The organism is Streptomyces chumphonensis, from assembly GCF_014779715.1.
Lineage (GTDB): Bacteria > Actinomycetota > Actinomycetes > Streptomycetales > Streptomycetaceae > Streptomyces > Streptomyces chumphonensis.
Map to the genome: position 1 here is coordinate 101,554 of NZ_JACXYU010000010.1, position 21,261 is coordinate 122,814.

Annotated in this window: 22 protein-coding genes; 17 read left to right on the forward strand and 5 right to left on the reverse strand. The window is 71.2% G+C overall.

The window, feature by feature from the left end:
• The 6 genes from IF129_RS18570 to IF129_RS18595 all read left to right on the forward strand — a co-directional run bounded on the left by IF129_RS18570 (window position 1) and on the right by IF129_RS18595 (window position 4,075).
• A complete protein-coding gene (locus tag IF129_RS18570; RefSeq protein WP_191210847.1) occupies window positions 1-939 on the forward strand; it encodes a type II secretion system F family protein in 939 nt (312 codons plus the stop codon).
• 8 nt (window positions 940-947) lie between these two features.
• Window positions 948-1,835: a DUF5936 domain-containing protein gene (locus IF129_RS18575; protein WP_191210848.1), complete on the forward strand. Its 888-nt coding sequence runs from the start codon at window positions 948-950 to the stop codon at window positions 1,833-1,835.
• 248 nt (window positions 1,836-2,083) lie between these two features.
• Window positions 2,084-2,254: a Flp family type IVb pilin gene (locus IF129_RS18580; protein ID WP_191210849.1), complete on the forward strand. Its 171-nt coding sequence runs from the start codon at window positions 2,084-2,086 to the stop codon at window positions 2,252-2,254.
• 50 nt (window positions 2,255-2,304) lie between these two features.
• Window positions 2,305-2,856 (forward strand): pilus assembly protein TadG-related protein, encoded by a 552-nt coding sequence (locus IF129_RS18585; protein WP_191210850.1) that lies wholly within the window; start codon window positions 2,305-2,307, stop codon window positions 2,854-2,856.
• A gap of 26 nt (window positions 2,857-2,882) precedes the next feature.
• Complete coding sequence (locus IF129_RS18590; protein WP_191210851.1) at window positions 2,883-3,461, forward strand: hypothetical protein; 579 nt, start codon at window positions 2,883-2,885, stop codon at window positions 3,459-3,461.
• 161 nt (window positions 3,462-3,622) lie between these two features.
• The gene (locus IF129_RS18595; RefSeq protein ID WP_318153823.1) at window positions 3,623-4,075 is read left to right on the forward strand and encodes an OmpA family protein; all 453 of its coding nucleotides are present in this window, start codon (window positions 3,623-3,625) and stop codon (window positions 4,073-4,075) included.
• A gap of 453 nt (window positions 4,076-4,528) precedes the next feature.
• Here IF129_RS18595 and IF129_RS18600 read toward each other — a convergent pair whose 3' ends face one another.
• Window positions 4,529-4,876, reverse strand: coding sequence for a hypothetical protein (locus IF129_RS18600; RefSeq protein ID WP_191210853.1), 348 nt, complete (start codon window positions 4,874-4,876; stop codon window positions 4,529-4,531).
• A 349-nt stretch (window positions 4,877-5,225) separates the two neighbouring features.
• Between IF129_RS18600 and IF129_RS18605 the strand changes: the two genes are divergently transcribed.
• The 3 genes from IF129_RS18605 (at window position 5,226) to IF129_RS18615 (ending at window position 7,381) form a co-directional block, all read left to right on the forward strand.
• Window positions 5,226-5,474: a plasmid stabilization protein gene (locus IF129_RS18605; protein WP_191210949.1), complete on the forward strand. Its 249-nt coding sequence runs from the start codon at window positions 5,226-5,228 to the stop codon at window positions 5,472-5,474.
• A 136-nt stretch (window positions 5,475-5,610) separates the two neighbouring features.
• Window positions 5,611-6,417 carry an SDR family oxidoreductase gene (locus IF129_RS18610; protein ID WP_191210854.1) on the forward strand — a complete coding sequence of 269 codons (807 nt, stop codon included), beginning with the start codon at window positions 5,611-5,613 and terminating at the stop codon, window positions 6,415-6,417.
• Window positions 6,418-6,952: 535 nt separating this feature from the next.
• Window positions 6,953-7,381, forward strand: coding sequence for an OsmC family protein (locus tag IF129_RS18615; protein WP_191210855.1), 429 nt, complete (start codon window positions 6,953-6,955; stop codon window positions 7,379-7,381).
• A 52-nt stretch (window positions 7,382-7,433) separates the two neighbouring features.
• Here the strand turns inward: IF129_RS18615 and IF129_RS18620 are convergent, their stop codons facing one another.
• Together IF129_RS18620 and IF129_RS18625 are read right to left on the reverse strand one after the other, a co-directional pair.
• Entirely contained in the window at window positions 7,434-7,931 is a 498-nt protein-coding gene (locus IF129_RS18620) for a GNAT family N-acetyltransferase (RefSeq protein WP_191210856.1), read from the reverse strand.
• A 10-nt stretch (window positions 7,932-7,941) separates the two neighbouring features.
• On the reverse strand, window positions 7,942-8,295 hold the full coding sequence (locus IF129_RS18625) for a DUF192 domain-containing protein (protein WP_191210857.1): 354 nt from the start codon (window positions 8,293-8,295) through the stop codon (window positions 7,942-7,944).
• A gap of 56 nt (window positions 8,296-8,351) precedes the next feature.
• On the opposite strand from IF129_RS18625, the gene IF129_RS18630 reads away from it, so the two are divergent.
• Window positions 8,352-9,080 carry a prepilin peptidase gene (locus tag IF129_RS18630; RefSeq protein ID WP_191210858.1) on the forward strand — a complete coding sequence of 243 codons (729 nt, stop codon included), beginning with the start codon at window positions 8,352-8,354 and terminating at the stop codon, window positions 9,078-9,080.
• Between the two features lie 106 nt (window positions 9,081-9,186).
• On the opposite strand, the gene mgrA is transcribed toward IF129_RS18630, so the two are convergent.
• On the reverse strand, window positions 9,187-10,239 hold the full coding sequence (gene mgrA, locus IF129_RS18635; RefSeq protein WP_191210859.1) for an L-glyceraldehyde 3-phosphate reductase: 1,053 nt from the start codon (window positions 10,237-10,239) through the stop codon (window positions 9,187-9,189).
• Window positions 10,240-10,387: 148 nt separating this feature from the next.
• Between mgrA and IF129_RS18640 the strand changes: the two genes are divergently transcribed.
• From IF129_RS18640 to IF129_RS18655, 4 genes are all read left to right on the forward strand, one after another.
• The gene (locus tag IF129_RS18640; RefSeq protein ID WP_191210860.1) at window positions 10,388-11,155 is read left to right on the forward strand and encodes an isoprenyl transferase; all 768 of its coding nucleotides are present in this window, start codon (window positions 10,388-10,390) and stop codon (window positions 11,153-11,155) included.
• Between the two features lie 305 nt (window positions 11,156-11,460).
• Window positions 11,461-12,792 (forward strand): PhoH family protein, encoded by a 1,332-nt coding sequence (locus tag IF129_RS18645; protein WP_191210861.1) that lies wholly within the window; start codon window positions 11,461-11,463, stop codon window positions 12,790-12,792.
• A 487-nt stretch (window positions 12,793-13,279) separates the two neighbouring features.
• Window positions 13,280-14,011: an aggregation-promoting factor C-terminal-like domain-containing protein gene (locus tag IF129_RS18650; RefSeq protein ID WP_318153824.1), complete on the forward strand. Its 732-nt coding sequence runs from the start codon at window positions 13,280-13,282 to the stop codon at window positions 14,009-14,011.
• A 172-nt stretch (window positions 14,012-14,183) separates the two neighbouring features.
• Window positions 14,184-15,620: an AI-2E family transporter gene (locus tag IF129_RS18655; RefSeq protein WP_191210863.1), complete on the forward strand. Its 1,437-nt coding sequence runs from the start codon at window positions 14,184-14,186 to the stop codon at window positions 15,618-15,620.
• A gap of 37 nt (window positions 15,621-15,657) precedes the next feature.
• Here the strand turns inward: IF129_RS18655 and IF129_RS18660 are convergent, their stop codons facing one another.
• Complete coding sequence (locus IF129_RS18660) at window positions 15,658-17,445, reverse strand: alpha/beta hydrolase (RefSeq protein WP_191210864.1); 1,788 nt, start codon at window positions 17,443-17,445, stop codon at window positions 15,658-15,660.
• A 257-nt stretch (window positions 17,446-17,702) separates the two neighbouring features.
• Here IF129_RS18660 and IF129_RS18665 point away from each other — a divergent pair, with 257 nt between their 5' ends.
• The 3 genes from IF129_RS18665 to IF129_RS18675 are packed head-to-tail and all read left to right on the forward strand — an operon-like array spanning window position 17,703 to window position 21,246.
• Window positions 17,703-18,227, forward strand: a complete 525-nt coding sequence (locus IF129_RS18665) for a PadR family transcriptional regulator (protein WP_191210865.1) — start codon at window positions 17,703-17,705, stop codon at window positions 18,225-18,227.
• Complete coding sequence (locus IF129_RS18670; protein WP_191210866.1) at window positions 18,224-18,928, forward strand: ABC transporter ATP-binding protein; 705 nt, start codon at window positions 18,224-18,226, stop codon at window positions 18,926-18,928. The genes IF129_RS18665 and IF129_RS18670 overlap by 4 nt, the downstream gene beginning before the upstream one ends.
• On the forward strand, window positions 18,925-21,246 hold the full coding sequence (locus IF129_RS18675; RefSeq protein WP_191210867.1) for an FtsX-like permease family protein: 2,322 nt from the start codon (window positions 18,925-18,927) through the stop codon (window positions 21,244-21,246). Before IF129_RS18670 ends, IF129_RS18675 begins: the two co-directional genes overlap by 4 nt.
• The last annotated feature ends 15 nt before the right edge of the window (window positions 21,247-21,261 follow it).

Below are 21,261 nucleotides of genomic sequence, written 5' to 3' on the forward strand. Positions count from 1 at the left end.
GTGACACTCGACCAGCTGATCCCCCTCACCCTCGGCGCGACCCTGCTCACCTGCGTCCTCGCCGCCGTCGGCCTGCGGACGTACGCGGCGGGCCGCGCCCAGCGTCAGGCCCTCATCGACCGCCTCAGCCACACCCCCGCCCCACCCGGCGCCGACCGCCGCTTCGCCGCCCTCGACCGCCGACTGCGCCGCACCCCCTTCGGCCGCCGCCTCGACCACCGGCTCACCGCCACCGGACTCGACCTGACCCCCGGCGAGTTCACCGCCTACGTCACCGGCGGCGTCCTCGCCCTGTGGCTGCTCGCCCAGTCCCTGCTCTCCCCGTTCTTCGGCCCGCTCGCGGCCCTCCTCGGCCTCGTCGCCGCACACACCTTCCTCACCTGGCAACGCCAGAAGCGCATCGAGAAGTTCATCAACCAGCTCCCCGAGCTCGCGCGGCTCCTCGCCAACGGCACCCAGGCCGGCCTGGCCCTGCGCACCGCCATCACCATGGCCGCCGAGGAGATGGACGCCCCCGCCGGCGAGGAACTCACCAAGGTCTCCCACGCCCTCGGCGTCGGCCACACCCTCGACGACGCCCTCGGCGAACTCGCCGACCGCCTCCCCTCCCGCGAACTCGTCGTCCTCGTCACCACCCTCGTCCTCTCCAACCGCGCCGGCGGCCAGGTCGTCGGCTCCCTGCGCAACCTCACCGACACCCTCGAACAGCGCAAGGAGACCCGGCGCGAGGTCAAGACCCAGCTCTCCCAGGTGATGATGACCGCCTACGCCGTCCCCCTCATCGGCCTCACCGTCCTGCTGATGATGGACCGCGCCGGCTCCGGCGTCCTGGACCGCATGACCGGCACGTTCGTCGGCCAGGCGGCCGTCGTCGTCGCCTTCTCCCTCTACGCGGCCGGATTCCTCGTGATCCGCCGCATGTCCCGGATCGACGTCTGAGGCCCGCCGTGACCCTCCTCCTCGCCGCACTCGCCGCCCTCTCCCTCGCCGGCCTCGCCTACGGCATCCGCCTCTACCGGGCCGACGCCCGTCTCCCCGCCGACCTCGCCCTCGCCCTGGAGGTCGGCTCCACCCGCACCACGCCCGTCGGATCCGCCCTCGACCGCCTCGGCATGCGCTGGGCCCCGCTCGTCCTGCGCCTGATGGGCCCCCGCCGCGTCGACGCCGTCCGCCGCCGCATCGACCTCGCCGGCAACCCCGGCGGCCTCACCCTCGACCGCTACGCAGCCCGCCGCGCCGTCTACGGCGCCCTCGGCGCCCTCGGCGCCCTCGCCATGCTCACCCGCGGCCAGTGGCTCCTCGCCGCGCTCATGGCCGCCTTCGCCCTGTTCTGGGTCGAGGTCGGCATCGCCGCCTCCATCCGCATCCGCCGCGCCGAGATCGAGCGCACGCTCCCCGACTTCCTCGACGTCCTCGCCGTCGTCGTCTCCGCCGGTCTCGGCTTCCGCCAGGCGCTCGACCGCGTCGCCGACCGCTACGAGGGCCCCTGGGCCGACGAACTGCGCATCACCCTGCGTCAGATGGACATGGGCGTCAGCCGCCGCCAGGCCTTCGAGGACCTCCGACGACGCAACGACTCAGAACAGGTCGCCATGTTCGTCACCGCACTCCAGCAGGGCGAGGACCTCGGCGCGCCCATCGTCGACACCCTCATCGCCATCGCCGCCGACATGCGCCGCACGGACGCGCAGAACGCCCGCCGCCGCGCCGCTCGTGCCGTGCCGAAGGCGACCCTCGTCATCACTACCGTCATGGTCCCCGCGACCCTGATCCTCCTCGTCGCGGGCCTCTTCCTCGGCACCGAGACCGAGTTCAGCCGGATCACCGGTGAGTGACGTGCCCCCGACCCTTCATGAATTCCTACACAATTCACCCCAACCCCTTCGCGTGCGCAACCCGTTGTGGCAGAGTCACTCTCTGGAGCGAGTGTCAGCCACGACCGACGGAACCGCGAGGAGGCCGCGTCCCATGCCGGACCCTTCACGTGCCGCCCCCCGCGACGGTCTCGGCCCTGCCCCGCCTCCGTCCCACTCCACCGCCCGACCCCCCGCCCCCGTGCCCGACCCCGGAGAGGGAGAACCCCATGCCCCCCTTCAAGCCCCGCCTCGACGACCGCGGCCAAACGGCCATCGAATACCTCGGCATCCTCGCCGTAGTAGCCGCCATCATCGTCGTCCTCCTGGCCACCGACTTCGGTACCGCGATCGTCAATGCGATCAACGCTCAGATCGACAAGGTCACTGGAGCAGGCTGAGGCAGCATAACGGCGAAGAAGGGCAAAGTTTCCCCATATACATAACAGCTGTGGCTGGTCTACTCTTCCTTGCGCTTGCCTATTTTGCATTTGGGCAGTCTGCGGCGAGTCGTAGCGAGGCTCAAGGATCAGCCGACGCAGCTGCTCTTGCGGTGGCCTATGACATACGAGAGCAGTTCGCGGATCGACTGCTCGAAGACTCTGCTAGTCCTTCCGAGGTTGAAGAAGCCCTACTCGGGCGCAGCGTCCTGAATGGCGATCCGTGCCGACGGGCTGAGTATTTTGCTGAAGAGAATAACGCGGAAGCCTTGAGTTGCAGTATTCTACTGTCGGATGAAATTCAGGTAGAAGTAGGCGTGAAAGCGCTGGAGTCTGTCGGCGATACGGTGGTGCCAGGAACTTCTGACAGGTACGCAACTGCCGCAGCGAAGACTGCTATCGAGCCACTCTGTGCCCTTTCTCCGGGATCGGGCGGCTCCAATGGCGAAGAGGAGGGAAGAGTCAAGTTGGTTTGTGAAGAGGGTGAATTTTCCTACGAGCCGGGAGAGGTGCGCTCTCTTCCAGGCTTGGACGTGCTTTTCTCGATTCGACTTGTTGAATGAACCGCTGGGGGTTGAGGATGTCATCAGTGTCTTCTCTGCGGCGTAGCAGGACGATCCTGAGGTCGGCCATTGTTGTTGCATTTGTTGCTGGTTCCTTGGCATTGACCTCCTGTGGAGGAGGTGACGGCGCGCCGAAGGACGATCAGAGTGAGAAGTCTATTTCCGGGCAGGAAGATCAAGATAAAAACGTTTCTGAAGGAGTAGACACCGAGAATACTCTGGCGGTCCTGGAGGGATCAAACGGGGTGATGCTGACTATTCATTCAGCCGTTCGTGACGCCGATGGCTTCGTCACCGTACATGGTACGGCCAAGAATGAGGGAAGTGTGTCTTTCTCTGCGGCTGAATGGAGGTCGCAGGAAAATGCCATAAAGTCGAAATCTTCCATCTCGGGTGCGAGTCTGGTGGACAGGGGAGGCAAGAAGCGTTACATGGTTCTCAGGGACACTGACGGGCAGTGTTTGTGCAGCACGGGGATTCGTATCGCTTCTGGAGAAAGCAGTCCAATCTTTGCTCAATTTCCTGCGCCGCCGGCCAGTGTGACGACGGTTGAGTTGAGCGTTCCCTCAATGTCGCCGGCGACGGTCGACCTCGCCGAGGGGTGATTGAGATGGTGTATCGGCGCCTAGGTGTGGTGTCTTCGACTTGCGCCTTTACGGTCCTGGCGGTCAGCTCAGCGCCGATTCCGGCCTTGGCGGACTCGCCGGATGGGCCGGCCAGTCATCAAGCTCCTGTCAGAATCGACTCCAGATCTCCGCAACTCCTCATGCGCGACGGGGCGACGTTGGCGGAGTCGCGGGTCATCGACATCGTGCAGGTGGTTGAGGACGAGAACGGCGAAGAGCGTCGCGCGGACTCCAACGAGAAGACGACGTTCACGCTTCAGGCCGAGGTCCTCTTCGGCAAGGACAGCGCCGAGCTGAACAGCCAGGCGAGTTCCCGCATCAAGGACATCGCGGACGAGATCGACGAGCAGGGCTCGACCGAGGTGAACGTCTACGGGTTCACGGACAACCTCGGCTCCTACTCCCACGGGGTGAAGCTCTCGCAGGAGCGGGCCGAGGCCGTGCACGGCGAGCTGGTCACGCATCTCGAGAACGCGGGCATCACGTTCAACATCCGTGGATACAGCGAGGACTACCCGGTCGCGTCGAACTCGACGGAGGAGGGTCGTACGAAGAATCGGCGGGTGGAGGTCTCGTTCCCGCGCGACGAGTGAGCTGAGCGTAGTACGCTCGTCACTCTGAGCCGGTTCGTCCACTTCTCCCCCGTGACGGACCGGCTCAGGTCATGCCGCTGCCCGGTGTGGGTGGTGTTCCGGCCGCCGTCGTACGCGCGGGTCTTGTGTCCTGGGCCACGGGCTCGTGCTCTTCGACGATGCCGCCCCCGTGGTGATCCTCGCCTCCGGGCGTGATGCGAGGGCCGGGCGGCCTCGTGCGGCGTGGACGGTCGGCCGGGTCCGTCGTGCACATCCCGGTCTCGGGTGCGGGTGACGCCGGGCCCAGGCTCGTCCGGCCCGGCTCTGTGGACACGGAAACGCGCGGCGTCCGTTCCTGGGCGGTCACGGTGCGGGCGTCTCGGCGTTCGCGGGCTGCCACCCCCCTGCCACCATTCGCATGAAGGGTTGTGTCCGATTCCGGACACCGTGCACCCGGTGGTGCCACGGCCGTGTTCACGCGGTGGAGCCGCTGAGGTCGGGTGGCCAGACGACCAGGGTTGCGGTTCCGCGCTCAGGGCCCTCGGCCTCGTCGAGGGTGACGAGTTGGCCCGGGAAGGCCCGTTTGAGGGCGAAGGTGTCGGCCTGGGTGAAGGCGCCGCGCAGGACGAGGGCCTGTCCGACGGCGTAGACGGAGCGGGTGCCGGCGGGCATCGGCCAGTCGCCGGTCAGGAGTTGCGGCGGCGACTGCTCGACGCCGTCGGGCGGGCCCTCGCGGAGGTAGGCGGCGAAGCGGCTGGCGGCCTCCTGGGCGCGGGCTAACCCGGCAGCGTCACCCGAGCCCTGCGTCTCGTATGTGTTCATGTCCCCACCCCGGTTGAACGTTCATTTTCCTAGACTGATGACTTATGAAGTTAAGGCGTTTGCGCACGCGACGGCAAGGGGAAAAGGGCCGCGTATTCTAGCCACTCTGGCAGGTATGTAGCGGTCTTCTGCGGGATTTTGCTCTGCGAATATGCCGGACGTGCGGGGTGCATGGTCGCCGAGTCGCCCTCGTCGCCGTGCGGGTCGCGTGGGGTGGGGATATTTTGTGCCCGTATGCCCGGTTCTGCTTATCAGTCCGAACCGGTTCGTCGATCCGACCTGAAGGAAGACCACGGTGGCGAAGTCATCCAAGCGTGAACGGCAGTACGAGCACGTCAAGCAGAGCGAGATGCGGCGCGGCGGGCGCAGCGCCCAGCGGGCGGAGGAGATCGCCGCGCGCACGGTGAACAAGCAGAAGGCCCAGTCCGGTGAGACGCGCGGTGCCTCGGCGTCGGCCGGTCGCAGCGGCGGGCAGCGCGCGCGCTCGGGCGGTGCGGAGAGGACGAAGGAACAGCTCTACGACGAGGCCAAGCGGCGTGATGTCAAGGGTCGTTCGTCGATGAGCAAGGCCGAGCTCAAGGACGCACTGGGCCGGTGACGGCGAGTGGGCCCCGGCGTCGCCGACGACCCTCGGCGGAGCCGGGGCCTCGCGGTGCCCTCCTCGGATCCGCGCGCATCGGATGCCCCGTTCGGGGCACCCACGGTGAGGTAGAGGAACCCGAGGAGGAGCACGTATGGACCACCAGCCGGATCAGCATCGCGTCGCCGTCGTCACCGGGGCCGACTCCGGAATCGGCCGGGCGACCGCCGTCCGGCTGGCGGAGGCGGGTATGGACGTCGGCATCACGTGGCACAGCGACGCGGAGGGTGCCGAGCGGACGGCCGCGGAGGTCCGCGCTCTCGGCCGCCGGGCGGAGGTCGAGCACATGGACCTGTCCACGTTGCCCGACGCCGCCTCGGCCATCGACGTGCTCGCCGACCGTCTCGGCCGTGTCGACGCCCTCGTCAACAACGCGGGAACGGGCTCGTCCGTGCCCTTCCTCGAGTTGGGCCACGACCTGATCCGCACGGTGATCGACGTCGACCTCGTCGGTCCCCTCCTCTGCTCGCAGCGTGCCGCGCGCCGGATGATCGCCCAGGGTGACGGCGGCCGGATCGTCAACGTCACCAGCGTGCACGAGCACCAGCCGCGGGTGGGTGCCGCCCCCTACTGCGCGGCGAAGGGGGGCCTCGGCCTGCTCACCCAGGTCATGGCGCTGGAGTTGGCCGAGAGCGGCATCAACGTCAACGCCGTCGCACCGGGGGAGATCGCCACGCCCATGACCGGCAAGGAGGACGAGGACGTCGAGCGGCATCCGCGCCCGGGGGTGCCGTTGGGGCGCCCGGGTGATGCCCGTGAGGTCGCGGCGGTCATCGCCTTTCTCGTCGGGCCCGACGCCGGATACGTCACCGGTGCCTCCTGGGCCGTGGACGGCGGCATGCTCCGCATGGGGCCCCAGGCGGGCTCCCACCTGTCGGACGATTCCTGGCGCCGCGGCTGACGCCAGTCCGTCGCGGTGGCGTGGCGCCGGTGCGCCGCCGCCCGAGGAGTGACGTGACGGCGGCCGGGCACCCGAGGGGGAGGCCCACCCCCGAGGCCCGGCGGCCGTGCCGGGCGACTGGAGGTATCCGTGACACCCGTGACCACCCCGCGCCGCCCCGCGCACCCCGGCGCGGCTTCTCCCACCCACCCCGACGCGGCTTCTCCCACCCACCCCGACGCGGCTTCTCCCACCCACCCCGACCCTGCGGCGCCCACTCCCGGCCCCGGTGGTCCCGACCCCGGCCCCGTGCCCGGGCCGCTGCCGGGGCCCGTGCCGGTGCCGCCGGAACCGCCGGCCCCCGCGCCGCCGCAGCCCACCCCCGCGCCGGGGCCGACGCCGGAGCCGCCGTCGCCCGGGCCGGAACCGCAGCCGTCGCCTGCCTGAGCGACGGGGTCGGCTGACGTACCGTCAGGTGTGGGCTCGGCGGTCGCCGGGTTCACGCGTGACGGGCCCGGCCCGCACGTGACGGATCACCCGGAGGGAACACCGCATCATGGCCACGACGCGCACCGCGACGACGCACTGGGAAGGCAGCCTGCTGGAGGGGAGGGGCCGGGTGGAGCTGGCGTCCTCGGGGTTGGGCACGTTCGACGTGTCCTGGCCGGCCCGTTCCGAGGAGCCCAGCGGTATGACGAGTCCCGAGGAGTTGATCGCCGCCGCCCACTCGGCCTGCTACCCGATGGCTCTCTCCGGGGCGCTCACCCGTCAGGGGCACACGGTGGAGTCGCTGGACACGCAGGCGGATGTCACGTTCCAGCCGGGTGAGGGCATCACCGGCATCGTGCTGAGCGTCCGGGCCCGGGTGCCCGGCCTCTCGGAGGAGGACTTCCGGGCCGCCGCGGAGGACGCGAAGCGGAACTGCCCGGTCAGTCAGGCCCTCGCCGCCGTCAAGAACATCACGCTCCGGGCCGAGCTGGTCTGAGCGCCACGGCCCGCGCGGGGAGCGCAGGTGGCGGCGGCCGGGCGGGCCGCCGTCACGCGGCCGTGGGACGGTCCAGGCGGTTGACGACGACCGGCATCCCCAGCAGCGTGTCCTCGCGGAACCGGCGGAAGCCGAGTCGCTCGGCGACGCGGAACGACGGCGCGTTGTCGGGGTGGATGTTGCAGGTGAGGTAGGGCTTGCCGCAGGTGGCGAACCCGAAGTCGACGCAGGCCCGGGCGGCCTCCGTCGCGTAGCCGTGGCCCCAGGCGTCCCGCCGGAGCGTCCAGCCGACCTCGACCTCGTCGAACTGCGGCCAGTCGATGAGCCCCACCCGTCCGACGAGTTCCCCGCTGTGTCTCAGCTCCACGGCGAACACGCCGTAGCCGCGCTCGCCCCACTGCGCGGCGAGGTGCCCGACCCGTGCGCGCAGCTGTTCGGGGTCGAGGGCCGGGAGGTAGCGGCCGACCTCCGGTTCTGACGTCAGCTCCACGATCCGGTCGGTGTCGTCGGCGGTCAGCGGACGCAGGTGGAGACGTTCCGTATCGATCACTCGATCGAGGTTAGTCGCGGTCCGGCGGTGGTTCCACTGTGACCGTGATGCCGGCCACCAGGCCCCACGCGGCCATGGCGCCGGCCGTCGCCTCCAGCACGTGCCGGGCGCGTGGCCGGGGCAGCCCGAGCCGTCCGGGCGGCATCGTGCGCACCGCCAGCACCCGCAGGTCCCGGGTCAGGTAGGCGACGTCGATGGCGAAGCGCATGCGGAAGGTGTGGACGCCTCCGGCCGGCGTCAGCAGCAGAGCGCCGTCCACGCCGTCACGACCGAGCAGCCCGCGGGTCCGGGCCCTCAGGGACGCCGCCACCTCCAGGGGAACGGAGATCTCCCCGACGCGGAGCAGCGCCGGGCCGTCGGTCATCCGCGCTCTCCTCACGGGTGGTCAGGTTAGCGCGGGGACGTCCGTAGGCTCGGCGGGTGGCCGAACTTCTGCTGGTGCTCGCCGCCGCCGCGTACGGTGCGGTGGCCGGCTGTCTGCTCGTGCGTCCCGCCCACCGGCTCGCCGTGCCGCCGGGAGAGCCGTGGCGGGACCGGTGCCCGCGCGGGCACGCCGTGACCGGTCGGCCGGGGCGGGGGCGGTGCCGGGCCTGCGGGGGAGCGCGGTACGGGCCGGCGCCCGGCCCGCTCGCCGTTCTGACGGCGGCGGTGTGCGCGGGGCTGGCCGGCGCCGTCGGCGGGCGGCCGGAGCTCCTCGTCTGGCTGCTGCTGACGCCGGTGCTCGTCCTGCTCGCCGTGGTGGACGTGGCCGTGCACCGGCTGCCGGACGTCCTGACGCTGCCGCTCGCCGGAGCCGCCGGCGCCCTCCTCGGGCTGGCCGCCCTGGTTCCCGCCGCGGGCGGGAGCTGGACGGGGGCGCTGCTCGGCGGTGCGGCGTCGGGCGTGGGCTATTTTGTGCTGTTCCTCATACATTCGAGGGGCATGGGTTTCGGCGACGTCAAGCTCGCGATCACCTGCGGGACCGCTCTCGGGTGGTACGGCCCGCAGGTGCTCCTGCTGGGGACGTTCGCGGCGTTCGCCCTGGGTGCGGCCTATGGGACGGCCCTGGTCCTGGCCCGCCGGGCGGGGCGCCGGACGCCGTTGCCGTTCGGCCCTTTCATGATCGTCGGAGCGCTGGCGGGGGTGGCGCTCGGCGGGTTGGCGGCATGAAAAACGGCAAGGGTGCACGGACCACCCCCGGGAAGGGGCTATGGTGGAATCCCCCCCTCGGGCCGGTCCGTATCCCCCCCACGGACCGGCCCGCTTTCTGTTGCGGTCAGCCGTCGCTGCTCCGGGCCCAGATGTTCGTGCCGGGTTCCGAGACGGCGTAGGTGTCGATCTCCGCCAGTTCCCGCGCGCTGAGCGGCGCGCCGGTGAGTGCGCCGACGTTCGCCTCCAGCTGGGCCACGCTGCTCGCACCGATCAGGGCCGAGGTCGTCCGGGGGTCGCGCAGCACCCAGGTGAGGGCGAGCTGGGCCAGGCTCTGGCCACGGCGCCGGGCGATGCCGTCCAGCGCGTGCAGCCGCTTCACGACCTCGTCCGTCAGGAGGGCCGGGTCGAGTGATGCGCCGCGGCTCGCCCGGGAGCCCTCGGGGATGCCGTGGAGGTACTTGTCGGTGAGGAGGCCCTGGGCGAGCGGGGCGAAGGCGATGCAGCCCATCCCCGCGTCCTCCAGGGTGTCGAGCAGCCCGTCCTCCTCCGTCCAGCGGTTGATCATCGAGTAGGACGGCTGGTGGATGAGCGGGCGCACGCCCATCTCGCGCAGCAGGGCCACGGCCTCGCGGGTGCGGGCGGAGTTGTAGGAGGACAGCCCGACGTAGAGGGCCTTGCCCTGCTGGACGGCGGACGCCAGGGCGCCCATCGTCTCCTCCAGCGGTGTGTCGGGGTCGTAGCGGTGCGAGTAGAAGATGTCGACGTGGTCGAGGCCGGTCCGGCGCAGGGAGGCGTCCAGAGAGGACAGCAGGTGCTTGCGCGAGCCCCATTCGCCGTACGGGCCGGGGTGCATCAGGTAGCCCGCCTTGGTGGAGACGACCAGCTCGTCGCGGTAGGGGCGGAAGTCCTGGGCGAAGAGCTTGCCGAAGTTGAGCTCGGCGGATCCGGGCGGCGGACCGTAGTTGTCGGCCAGGTCGAAGTGGGTGACGCCCAGGTCGAAGGCGCGGCGCAGGATGGCCCGCTGGGTGGTGAGCGCGCGGTCGTCGCCGAAGTTGTGCCACAGGCCGAGGGAGACGGCGGGCAGCTTCAGCCCGCTGCGGCCGCTGCGGCGGTACTCCATCGTGTCGTAGCGGGCGTCCCCGGCGCGGTAGTGCTCTGCATCGCTCGTGCTGGTCATCCTTACTGACTATCACGCCCGGCGATCGCGCCACAGGGCGTTCGGGACCGCACCGAGGCTGTGACGGTCCTGTGGCAAGCGGAGGGTCTGATGGGCAGTAGGCTGCCCTCGGCGTGCGACGAGGGCAGTGGAAGGGGCGACGGATCGTATGAAGGAGAAGCTGCGCGATCTGGTGGTCCGCCTCTACTCCCGCCGGGTGGAGGGGCATCTCGACCTCGCGCAGGTCCCCAAGCACATCGGTGTCATCCTCGACGGCAACCGGCGCTGGGCCAAGGCCTCCGGCGGCACGACGGTCGAGGGGCACCGGGCGGGTGCCGAGAAGATCCGCGAGCTGCTGAGCTGGTGCGACGAGACGGACGTCGAGGTCGTCACCCTGTGGATGCTGTCCACCGACAACCTGGACCGTCCGCCCAACGAGTTGACGCCGCTGCTGGGCATCATCGAGGACACGGTCCGGGGGCTCGCCTCCGACGGCCGCTGGCGCGTCCACCACGTCGGCACCCCCGACCTGTTGCCCGACCACACCCAGCGCGTGCTCAAGGAGGCGGCCGCCGCCACCTCGGGGCGCACGGGGATCATCGTCAACGTCGCCGTCGGCTACGGCGGCCGCCAGGAGATCGCCGACGCCGTACGGTCGCTGCTGGCGGACCGGGCGGGGCGCGGCGAGACGCTGGCCGACCTGGCCGACACGGTCACCATCGACGACATCGCCGAACACCTCTACACGCGCGGCCAGCCCGACCCCGACCTGGTGATCCGCACCAGCGGGGAGCAGCGGCTGTCGGGCTTCATGCTCTGGCAGAGCGCCCACTCCGAGTACCACTTCTGCGACGTCTTCTGGCCGGCCTTCCGCAAGGTCGACTTCCTGCGGGCCCTGCGCGACTACGCCGCCCGCCACCGGCGCTACGGCGGCTGACGCCGCCTCCCCGGCCGTCGGGTCGCGGCCCGTTCATCCGCGGGTGCCGGCGCGTTCGCCCGACCGACCGCATATGCCAAGGCATGCGCGGGGCGCGGAAAGGGAATACCCCAGGCAGGTCGACGCCCGCTGGAGGGCGCCGGCCCCGGGAGGCCCTTTGCTAGCCACGGACGACGCACGCAGCGTGCGGAGGACGCGGAGGGCCGGTGTCCGGCCCGTCGGCGGCGGGCGGCCCGGCCTGTTCCGCAGCGACCCGCCATCGGCGGTGCCGCGCACCATCCTCGTCCGAGGGGGTTCGTCCATCCGTGGTGACCAGCAAGAAGCGCCGCGAGAACGACCGGCGCACCTATGTCATCGACACCAGCGTCCTGCTCGCCGACCCGGCGGCCATGGCCCGATTCGACGAGCACGAGGTCGTGCTGCCCGTCGTCGTGGTCACGGAGCTGGAGGCCAAGCGCCACCACCCCGAGCTGGGCTACTTCGCCCGGCAGGCCCTGCGCAGGCTGGACGGGTACCGGGTCCGGTACGGGCGCCTGGACGCGCCGATCCCGATCGGTGAGCTGGGCGGAACCCTCCGGGTGGAGCTGAACCACTCGGATCCGGGCATCCTGCCCGCCGGCTTCCGCCTGGGGGACAACGACTCCCGCATCCTCGCCGTGGCCCGCAACCTCCAGGCCGAGGGGTTCGACGTCACCGTCGTCTCCAAGGACCTGCCGCTGCGCATCAAGGCGTCCTCGGTCGGCCTGCTGGCCGAGGAGTACCGCGCGGAGCTGGCCATCACGGACTCCGGCTGGACGGGCATGAGCGAGGTGACGCTCCCGGGGGAGGCCGTCGACGAGTTGTTCGCACCGGACGGTGCCGACACCGTCTCCGTGCCGCAGGCCGACGGGCTGCCCGTGCACACCGGCCTCGTCCTGCACTCGGAGAAGGGCAGCGCCCTCGGTCGGGTCACGGCCGACGGCCGGGTGCGGCTCGTGCGCGGCGACCGCGAGGCGTTCGGCGTCCACGGCCGGTCCGCCGAGCAGCGCATCGCGCTCGACCTGCTGCTCGACCCGGAGGTGGGCATCGTCTCGATGGGCGGCCGGGCCGGCACGGGCAAGTCGGCCCTCGCGCTGTGCGCGGGGCTGGAGGCGGTCCTGGAGCGCCGGCAGCACCGCAAGGTCATGGTCTTCCGGCCGCTGTACGCGGTCGGCGGTCAGGACCTCGGCTATCTGCCGGGCACGGCCGACGAGAAGATGAACCCGTGGGCGCAGGCCGTCTTCGACACGCTGTCGGCGGTCACCACGCGCGAGGTGATCGAGGAGATCGTGGCCCGGGGGATGCTGGAGGTCCTCCCGCTCACCCACATTCGGGGCCGCTCGCTGCACGACGCCTTCGTCATCGTGGACGAGGCCCAGTCGTTGGAGCGCAACGTCCTGCTGACGGTGCTCTCCCGCATCGGGCAGGGCTCGCGTGTCGTCCTGACCCACGACGTCGCCCAGCGGGACAACCTGAGAGTGGGCCGCTACGACGGCGTCGTCGCGGTCGTCGAGAAGCTCAAGGGCCATCCGCTGTTCGCGCACGTCACGTTGACGCGTTCCGAGCGGTCGCCGATCGCGGCCCTGGTGACCGAGATGCTGGAGGACGACCGGATCTGACCGGATTTCGCGCCAGGGGCACGTCGGTGCGGAAGCAGGGGAAAAAGGTACAAGGCGGCGTCAACTCCGCAGTGGAGGAACAAAGGTAGGATCACCGCACGAGGCGGGATGACACGCCGTCGAGAAGCGGAGCAGCGTAGCCGGGCCCAGCCCGGCTACGCTCGCTTTTCCACAAACCCCCTGAGGCAAACGGGATGTGAGCTTTGCCACGTCACTCGGAATTGCCTTCGCCCCCGCCCTTCCGGCAGGGTGTGGTTCCTGTCAGGCCCCGCATACGGCCACCCGCACCTCCGGGTGCAGCACCACACAACTCAACAGCCATCGACGCCGTATGCCGCCCGAAGCACCACGCGGGCTCCCCAGGGAGACTCCGCCCGGGCCCGTACCTCCTGTGGCCATGTACGAACATGTACGGACGGAGGTCAGTGCCAGGGGCACGATTGCGCCCGCGGGGTCACCACCGCGGGCAACTGTGGAAGGAAACTGTGTGACTGCTCGGATCTCGGTCCGGGGATTCGCCGTGGCATCCGCCACCGCGGTCACCACCGTCGGCGCCGTCGTCGGTGTGGCCTCCGGGAATCAGCAGGGTGCGGCCGAGCCGGTCGAGCTCGCCGCGTCCGACGCGACACTGCTCGCCGACCTGCCCGTCGACGGCAACACCCAGGTGCAGACCGCCTCCCTGACGCAGCAGGCAGACCTGCAGTCCGACGCCGCCAACGCCGCCGCGAAGAAGTCGGCCGAGGAGAGCGCGCGCAAGGCCGCTGCCAAGAACGCCCAGGCCAAGAAGAAGGCCGAGGAGGAGCAGCGGGCCAAGGAGGAGGCGGCGGCCGCCGCCGAGAAGCGCGAGGAGGAGGCGGCGGCCAAGCAGGCCGCCAGCCGCAGCGCCGAGCGCCCGGACACGGGCTCCTTCCCGCAGCAGTCCTCCTACACCGTCGCCGAGGTGCAGGCCATGGCGAAGCAGATCGTCGGCGGCGGCCAGTACCAGTGCTTCTCCAACATCGTCCAGCGGGAGAGCACCTGGAACTACCAGGCCGAGAACCCGTCCTCGGGCGCCTACGGCCTCGTCCAGGCGCTGCCCGCCACGAAGATGTCCTCGGCGGGTGCCGACTGGCGCACCAACCCGGCCACGCAGATCAAGTGGGGCCTCAACTACATGAACGAGCGCTACGGCAGCCCCTGCGGCGCCTGGGAGTTCTGGCAGGCCAACCACTGGTACTGAGCCCTCCCCCCCAGCAGCTCCGCGATGCCCCTCCCCGTCGGGAGGGGCATCGTGCGTGTCGGGCCCCTGCCGCCCTCCGCGTCGCCGGGGAGGCAACCGTCCGGTCGGGTAACGTCGTCCCCCGGTTGGGACACGACAGGACGGGCCGCGTACGGGGGCGAAGGAAAGACCAATGTCAGGATTCGAGCGGCTCAGGTCGGGCGCGTCGCGCGTGGCGTCCCGCATGGCCGAGTACCGGCAGCGCGCCGAGCGGGAACGCGAGGAGCGGGACCGCGAGCGCGGCCGGCGCGCGCAGCAGGAGACGGCCGTCGAGCTGCCCCCGCCGCCGTCCGTCCCGCCGCGGCAGCCCGAGCCCGCGTCCGTCATCCCGTGGGGCATCCGGGTCGCCTCGGAGGCCGGGTGGCGGCTGCTCGTGCTCGCCGGCGTCGCCTGGGTGCTCATGCAGGTGGTCGGCGCACTGAGCCTGGTGATCATCGCCTTCTCGGCCGGGCTGCTCATCACCGCGCTGCTCCAGCCGACCGTCGCGCGGCTGCGGCACTGGGGTCTGGGCCGCGGCCTGTCGACGGCGGCCACCTTCATCAGCGGCCTCGCGGTGATCGGGCTCATCGGCTGGTTCGTCGTCTGGCAGGTCATAGAGAACCAGGAGGATCTGACGCGGCAGGTCCAGGACGGCCTCGACGAGCTGCGGCAGGCCATCCTCAACAGCCCCTTCCAGGTCAGCGAGGATCAGCTCAACGACTTCGTCGACAACCTCAACCAGTGGATCGGCGAGCACAGCCAGGACCTCACGACCGCCGGGCTGGAGGGCGCGTCGTTCCTGGTGGAGTTCTTCAGCGGCACGGCCCTCGCGGCGTTCGTCTGCCTGTTCCTCCTCTACGACGGCCGTCGCGTCTGGCAGTGGTGCCTGCGATTCGTGCCGCTGTCGGCCCGCGAGGGGGTCGCGGGTGCCGGTCCGCGGGCCTGGATCACCCTGACCGGGTACGTGCGCGGCACGGTGATAGTGGCCATGATCGACGCCATCGGCATCGGCGTGGGCATCTGGGTGCTCGGGGTGCCGATGGCCGTGCCGCTGGCCGTCATCGTCTTCCTGTTCGCCTTCGTGCCGCTGGTCGGTGCGGTCGTCTCGGGCGCGCTGGCCGTGGTCGTCGCCTTCGTCACCAACGGGCTCGTCACCGCGCTGCTGGCACTCGGCGTGGTGCTCCTGGTGCAGCAGATCGAGGGGAACGTCCTCCAGCCGTTCATCCTGGGCCGCATGGTGCAGGTGCATCCGCTGGCCGTGGTGCTCACGGTCACCAGCGGATCGCTGCTCGCGGGCATCCCGGGGGCGGTGCTCTCGGTGCCGCTGGTGGCGGTGGTCAACACCGTCGTCGGCTATCTGCGGGCGTACGCGGAGGAACGCAACCCGCAGGCACGCCGCGTGCACGGCGCGACGGCGACGGACGTCTCACCGGCGGTGCCACCCGCCATGCCCGGGGGCCCGCCGGTTCCGCTCGGCTCCGCGGACCCGACGCAGACGACCGTGAGGGAGCTGGTCGAGAAGGAGTCCGGCGAGGGTGACGAGGGCGCGCCGGGCGGGGACCGCCCGCCGGGGGGCCCGCCTCCGGCCTGACGCCCCGCGTCCGCGCCGGCCGGGGCGCATCCGGGCGTCAGTACGGGGACTCGTGGGCCTCGGCGAACGCCTTCAGCCGGAGGGTGTCGGACTGCGTCCAGCCGTCGGGCGGCAGCACGGCGGCCCAGCCCTCGACGGCGTTCGTCCCGTAGCGGTGGCCGTGCGGCGCCCCGACGCCGTAGGACATGCTCATGTCCACAGTGGTCTGCCAGAAGGTGACGAAGGGGAACCAGCTCAGCTCCTCCGTCACATCCGGTCCCACCGGTTCCTCCAGCCACTCCGGAGGCCGCAGGGCGAGGTCGGGCGACCACCACACGATCGGGTCGGACGCGTTCTGCAGGTACACCACCCGGGGGAACTCCCACGCCCCCTCCGGGCGGTACAGGTCGCGCTGGGGGTACTGGGCGAACCGCACGTGCCGGCCGTCCTCGTACTCGGGGCGCCACACCGGGCTGCCCGGCTCGCGGTTGCGGGTCACGTCGGACCACACCGGGCTGTAGTTCGGCGGGCCCACGAGCAGCGCGCCGTCCGTCGAGGCGAGCAGGTCGTCGATGCCGTCGAAGGCGTCCTCCACCGCCGTGGCGCCCATGCTCTCGCCGAAGACGACGAACTTCGGCCGCTCGCCCTCGGGCATCTCGGCCAGCCGCTCCCGCACGGCGTCGACGAGGGTCTGCGTGGCCCGGCCCGCCTCCTCGCGGTCCACCACGAACGACACCCAACTGGGCAGGTAGGAGTACTGGATGGCGACGATGGCGGTGTCGCCGTTGTAGAGGTACTCCAGCGGCTCCGCCGTCCGGGCGTCGATCCAGCCGCTGCCCGTCGTGCCCGCGACGGCGAGCACCTCGCGGTCGAAGGCCCGGGTGCGCTCGAGCTCCGCCATGGCCAGAGCCGTCTGCTCCGCGTACCCGTCGGCGGCGGCCCGTCCGGCGTAGACGCGGATCGGGTCCAGCGAGGGGCGTTGCGTGAACGCGCTGATCTGCTGCCGGCTGAGCACGCTCCCGGTGAAGTTGCGGCCCTGGTACCCCAGCTCCGACCAGGAGATCAGGGAGTGCGGGCTCCCCGAGACGAACGGTGAACCGGACTGCACGATGCCGTCCTTCGTGCTCTGGTCCGTGTTGGAGGCGATGTGGGAGGCGACGTCGACGATGCCGCGCTCGAAGACGACGTCCTTGGCGCCGAACGTCACGACCATCGCGCTGGTCAGCAACCCGGCCGTCACGGCGACGGGCCGGGGGACGAAGCGCAGCAGGAGCTGGATGAGCCAACGCGTGCCCAGCCGGATCAGCCGGGCGATCAGCAGCAGCACCCAGCACAGCGCGGCCGCGAGCAGCGCGATCATCATGGAGTGCCAGGTCAGGGTGGGCGGCAGCTCCTGGAGCTTGCGCAGCTCGCGCTGCATCCGGGCGCTCTCGCCGAGCAGGAAGACGGTCAGGCCGAGGCTCAGGACCCAGTACACCTGCCACGCGTGCGCCCGGACCCGCCGGCGCGTCTCCTCGTCCGGCCGCCACCGCACGACGAACGGCACGATCCAGCTCAGCAGGGCGCCGATGCCGTAGCCGATGGCGGCCGTGATGCCGCCGATGACGCCCTGCAGCGCCCAGGGGCGGGGGACGAGCGAGGGCGTGAGGGAGAGCCAGAAGAACACGGTGGCGACGGTGGTCGCCGTCAGGTCGGGCCAGCGCCTGATCAGCCACGACTCGTCGGGCCGCTCCCAGTAGGGCCTGCGGACGACATCGAGCGTGCGCCTGCCGGCGCGCTTCCAGGGTGGCTCGGGGGGTCGGTCCTGGCCAGGGAAAGGAACCCGCTCCCCCGCGGTGTCGAGCATCGAGGTCTCTCCCGGCTGTCAATCCCTCACGTCAGCGACACGTTATGTGATGGTCGGCGCCGAACGAGGGACGCGTCGCTCTTTCGGGGGTGGAATGGGGGATCGCCCTTGGGGGCCGCCCCGGTGCCGCTCGTCGGTCCGCCTCCCAGTCTGCCGCGCCCGGGCGCCTCCGGCACCCGGTTTCCCGCAGCGACCGGGCGCGCCGTGCACACCATGGGTATACGCGAGATGTATACACGTGGTGTAGAGTCGTCGCCATGTCCATCAGTCACGCCCTTCTGGGGCTGCTCGAATCGGGGCCGAGCCACGGCTACGACCTCAAGAGAGCCTTCGACGCCCGGTTCGGGCACGACAAGCCGCTGCACTACGGCCAGGTGTACGCGACGATGTCGCGGCTCCTGAAGAACGGCCTCGTCGAGGTCGACGCCGTGGAGGCTGGGGAGGGGCCCGAGCGCAAGCGCTACGCCATCACGGACGCCGGGGTCAGCGACGTCGCGCACTGGCTGGAGCAGCCGGAGAAACCGGAGCCCTACCTTCAGTCCACCCTCTACACCAAGGTCGTGCTCGCCCTGCTGACCGGCCGGGACGCCGCCGCCCTGCTGGACACCCAGCGCGCCGAGCACCTGCGGCTCATGCGCGTGCTGACCCGCCGCAAGAGCGGTGGCGACCTCGCCGACCAGCTCATCTGCGACCACGCCCTGTTCCATCTGGAGGCCGACCTGCGATGGCTGGAGCTGACCGCCGCCCGCCTGAACCGCCTCGCGAAGGAGGTGACGTCATGACCGGGGAACAGAGCGGCGGCCCGCTGCTCGCGGCCAGAGGCGTGCACAAGGTGTACGGCTCCACCCCCGCACTCGCGGGGGCCGACTTCGCCCTGCACGCGGGCGAGGTCGTCGCCGTCATGGGGCCCTCGGGCTCGGGCAAGTCGACGCTGCTGCACTGCCTGGCGGGCATCGTCACGCCGGAGCGGGGAACGGTGCACTACCGGGGCCGGGAGCTGTCGGCCCTGTCCGACGCCGAGCGCAGCGCACTGCGCCGGGGGGAGTTCGGCTTCGTCTTCCAGTTCGGCCAGCTCGTCCCGGAGCTCACCTGCACGGAGAACGTGGCCCTGCCCCTGCGGCTCGCCGGAGCGGACCGCAAGTCCGCCGAGCGTCAGGCGCGGGAGTGGCTGGAGCGGCTGGAGGTGGACGACGTCCGCCACCACCGCCCGGGCCAGATCTCCGGCGGCCAGGGGCAGCGGGTGGCCATCGCGCGCGCCCTCGTCGCCACTCCGCGCGTCGTGTTCGCGGACGAGCCGACGGGAGCGCTCGACTCCCTCAACGGGGAGCGGGTCATGGAGCTCCTCACGGCCGCCGCGCGGGACACGCGTGCGGCCGTCGTGCTCGTCACCCACGAGTCCCGGGTCGCCGCCTACTCCGACCGCGAGGTCGTGGTGCGGGACGGCCGGGCCACGGACCTCAGCGGGCTGGCGGGCGCCGCATGATCCGCACGTGGCTCCGCGAGCTGGGCCTGGGGGTGCGCTTCGCGGCGGGTGGCGGCCGGTCGGGCTGGGCGCGGACGGCGCTGACGGCAGCGGGAGTGGGCGTCGGAGTAGCCGTGCTGCTGCTGGCCGCGTCGGTGCCGACCGTTCTCGACGGCTCCGAGGCACGGTCGGACGCGCGGCAGCCGGTGGGTGTCATGGGCGAGGACGCCGCGCCGCCCGGGCCGACGACGACGCTCATGGCCTGGAGCGGCACGACGTTCCGCGACACCCAGATCCTCGGCCGGCTCCTCCAGGCCGACGGCGACCGCGAGGAGGCGGTGCGCCCGCCGGGCGTCGCCCACTTCCCGGCGCCCGGCGAGCTGGTCGTCTCGCCCGCGCTGCGGGAGATGCTGGAGACCGAGGGGGAGCTGCTGAGCGAGCGGTTCCGCGGTACGGAGATCGTCGGCACGATCGGCCCCGAGGGGCTGAAGGGGCCGGGCGAGCCGGCGTACTACCTCGGTGCGGACGGGCTCGACACCGACAACGCCTGGCGCGTGACGGAGTTGGGGATGAAGGGGGGTGAGACACCGCTCGACCCGGCTCTCGTCGTGCTTCTCGTGGTGATGCTCTCCGTGCTGCTCATGCCGATCGTCGTGTTCGTCGCGACGGCCGTGCGGTTCGGCGGGGAGCGCCGGGACCGGCGCCTGGCCGCGTTGCGGCTCGTCGGTGCGGACATCGCGATGACCCGGCGGATAGCCGCAGGCGAGGTGCTCTTCGCCTCCCTGTTGGGGCTGGTGGTGGGCGCCCTCCTCTTCCTGGTGGGGCGCGAGCTGGTGGAGGGCCTCTCGATCTCCACGATCAGCGTCTACACCGCCGACATCGTCCCCGTGTGGTGGCTGGGCGCCGTCATCGTGATGCTCGTCCCGGTCATCGCGGTCGCGGTCACCCTGGCGGCTTTGCGCGGCGTGGCGATCGGCCCGCTCGGGGTCTTCCGGGAGGGGACGACGCGTCGGCGCCGGGTGTGGTGGCGGCTGCTGCTGCTCGCCGTGGGTGTGGCCATGCTGGTCTACTTCGGTCCGGACGACGCGGCGAGCACGGTCAACGAGTGGGGCATCTCCGCCGGTGTGCTGCTCATGCTCTGCGGCATCACGGCGCTGCTGCCCTGGGCCGTGGAGCGTGCGGTCACCCGGATGCGCGGCGGCCCGCTCTCCTGGCAGCTCGCCACCCGGCGGCTTCAGCTGAACAGCGGCATGGCCGCCCGGGCGGTGAGCGGTGTCACGGTGGCCGTGGCGGGGGCCGTCGCGCTGCACATGCTGTTCGCCGCCGTGGAGACCCAGCAGCGCGTCGAGACGGGGCACGACACCGACCGTGCCCAGGCGGTGGCGAGCAGGCTCATCGACGAGGGCGCGGAGCTCGGACCGTTCGTCGACCGGTACGCGACGGCCGAGGGGGTCACGTCCGCCCTCGGTCTCGTGCGCGGCTGGGCCGATCTCGACGTGGCGCTCGACGCCGACGGCAACCGGCCCGGTACCTCGTTCCAGATCGGCGACTGCCGCGTGCTGCGGGAACTGATCGAGGTGGAGGCGTGCGCCGACGGGGACGTGTTCGTCGTCCCCTCGCCCGACAGGGAAGCGCTCGCCCCGGGGGACCGGCTGGACCTCGCCGGGCCCGTGGAGGCGTCGGCCGAGTCCGCGCCCTCGTGGTGGACGGTCCCCGCCGCCGCCCGTGAGACCCACAGCATCCCGGGTCCGCACGGGGACCAGTACTACGGTGTCTTCGCCACCCCGTCGGCCCTGGACGTCTCCGGGGTGCCCAGCCTGTCGGCCGTGGCGCTGCTGGACACCGTGCCCGGGGACGAGGACGTCGTCGAGCACCTGCGCAACCTCGCCGGGGTGCAGGAGTGGAACGAGGGCGTCCATGTGCTGGCGAACACGAGGCTCACCTCCCAGTTCGCCACCATCCGCAACGCCCTGTTCGTCGGGGCGGTCGTCATCATGCTGATGATCGCGGCGAGCATGGTCGTCTCGACGCTGGAGCAACTGCGTGAGCGCAAGCGGCAGTTGTCCGTCCTGGTGGCGTTCGGGACGCGGCGGGGGACGCTCGGCGCCTCCGTGCTGTGGCAGACGGCGGTCCCGGTCGGGATCGGGCTCGCCCTGGCCTCGGCCGGCGGGACGGCGCTGGGCGTCCTGCTGCTGGACATGGTCGGGGCGGAGGTCACCGACTGGCTGGCCTTCCTTCCGCTCACCGCCGCCGGGCTCGGCATGATCCTGCTGGTCACGGTCGCGAGCCTGCCGATGTTGTGGCGGATGATGCGCCCGGACGGACTGCGGACGGAGTGACACCCCCTCCCCGGT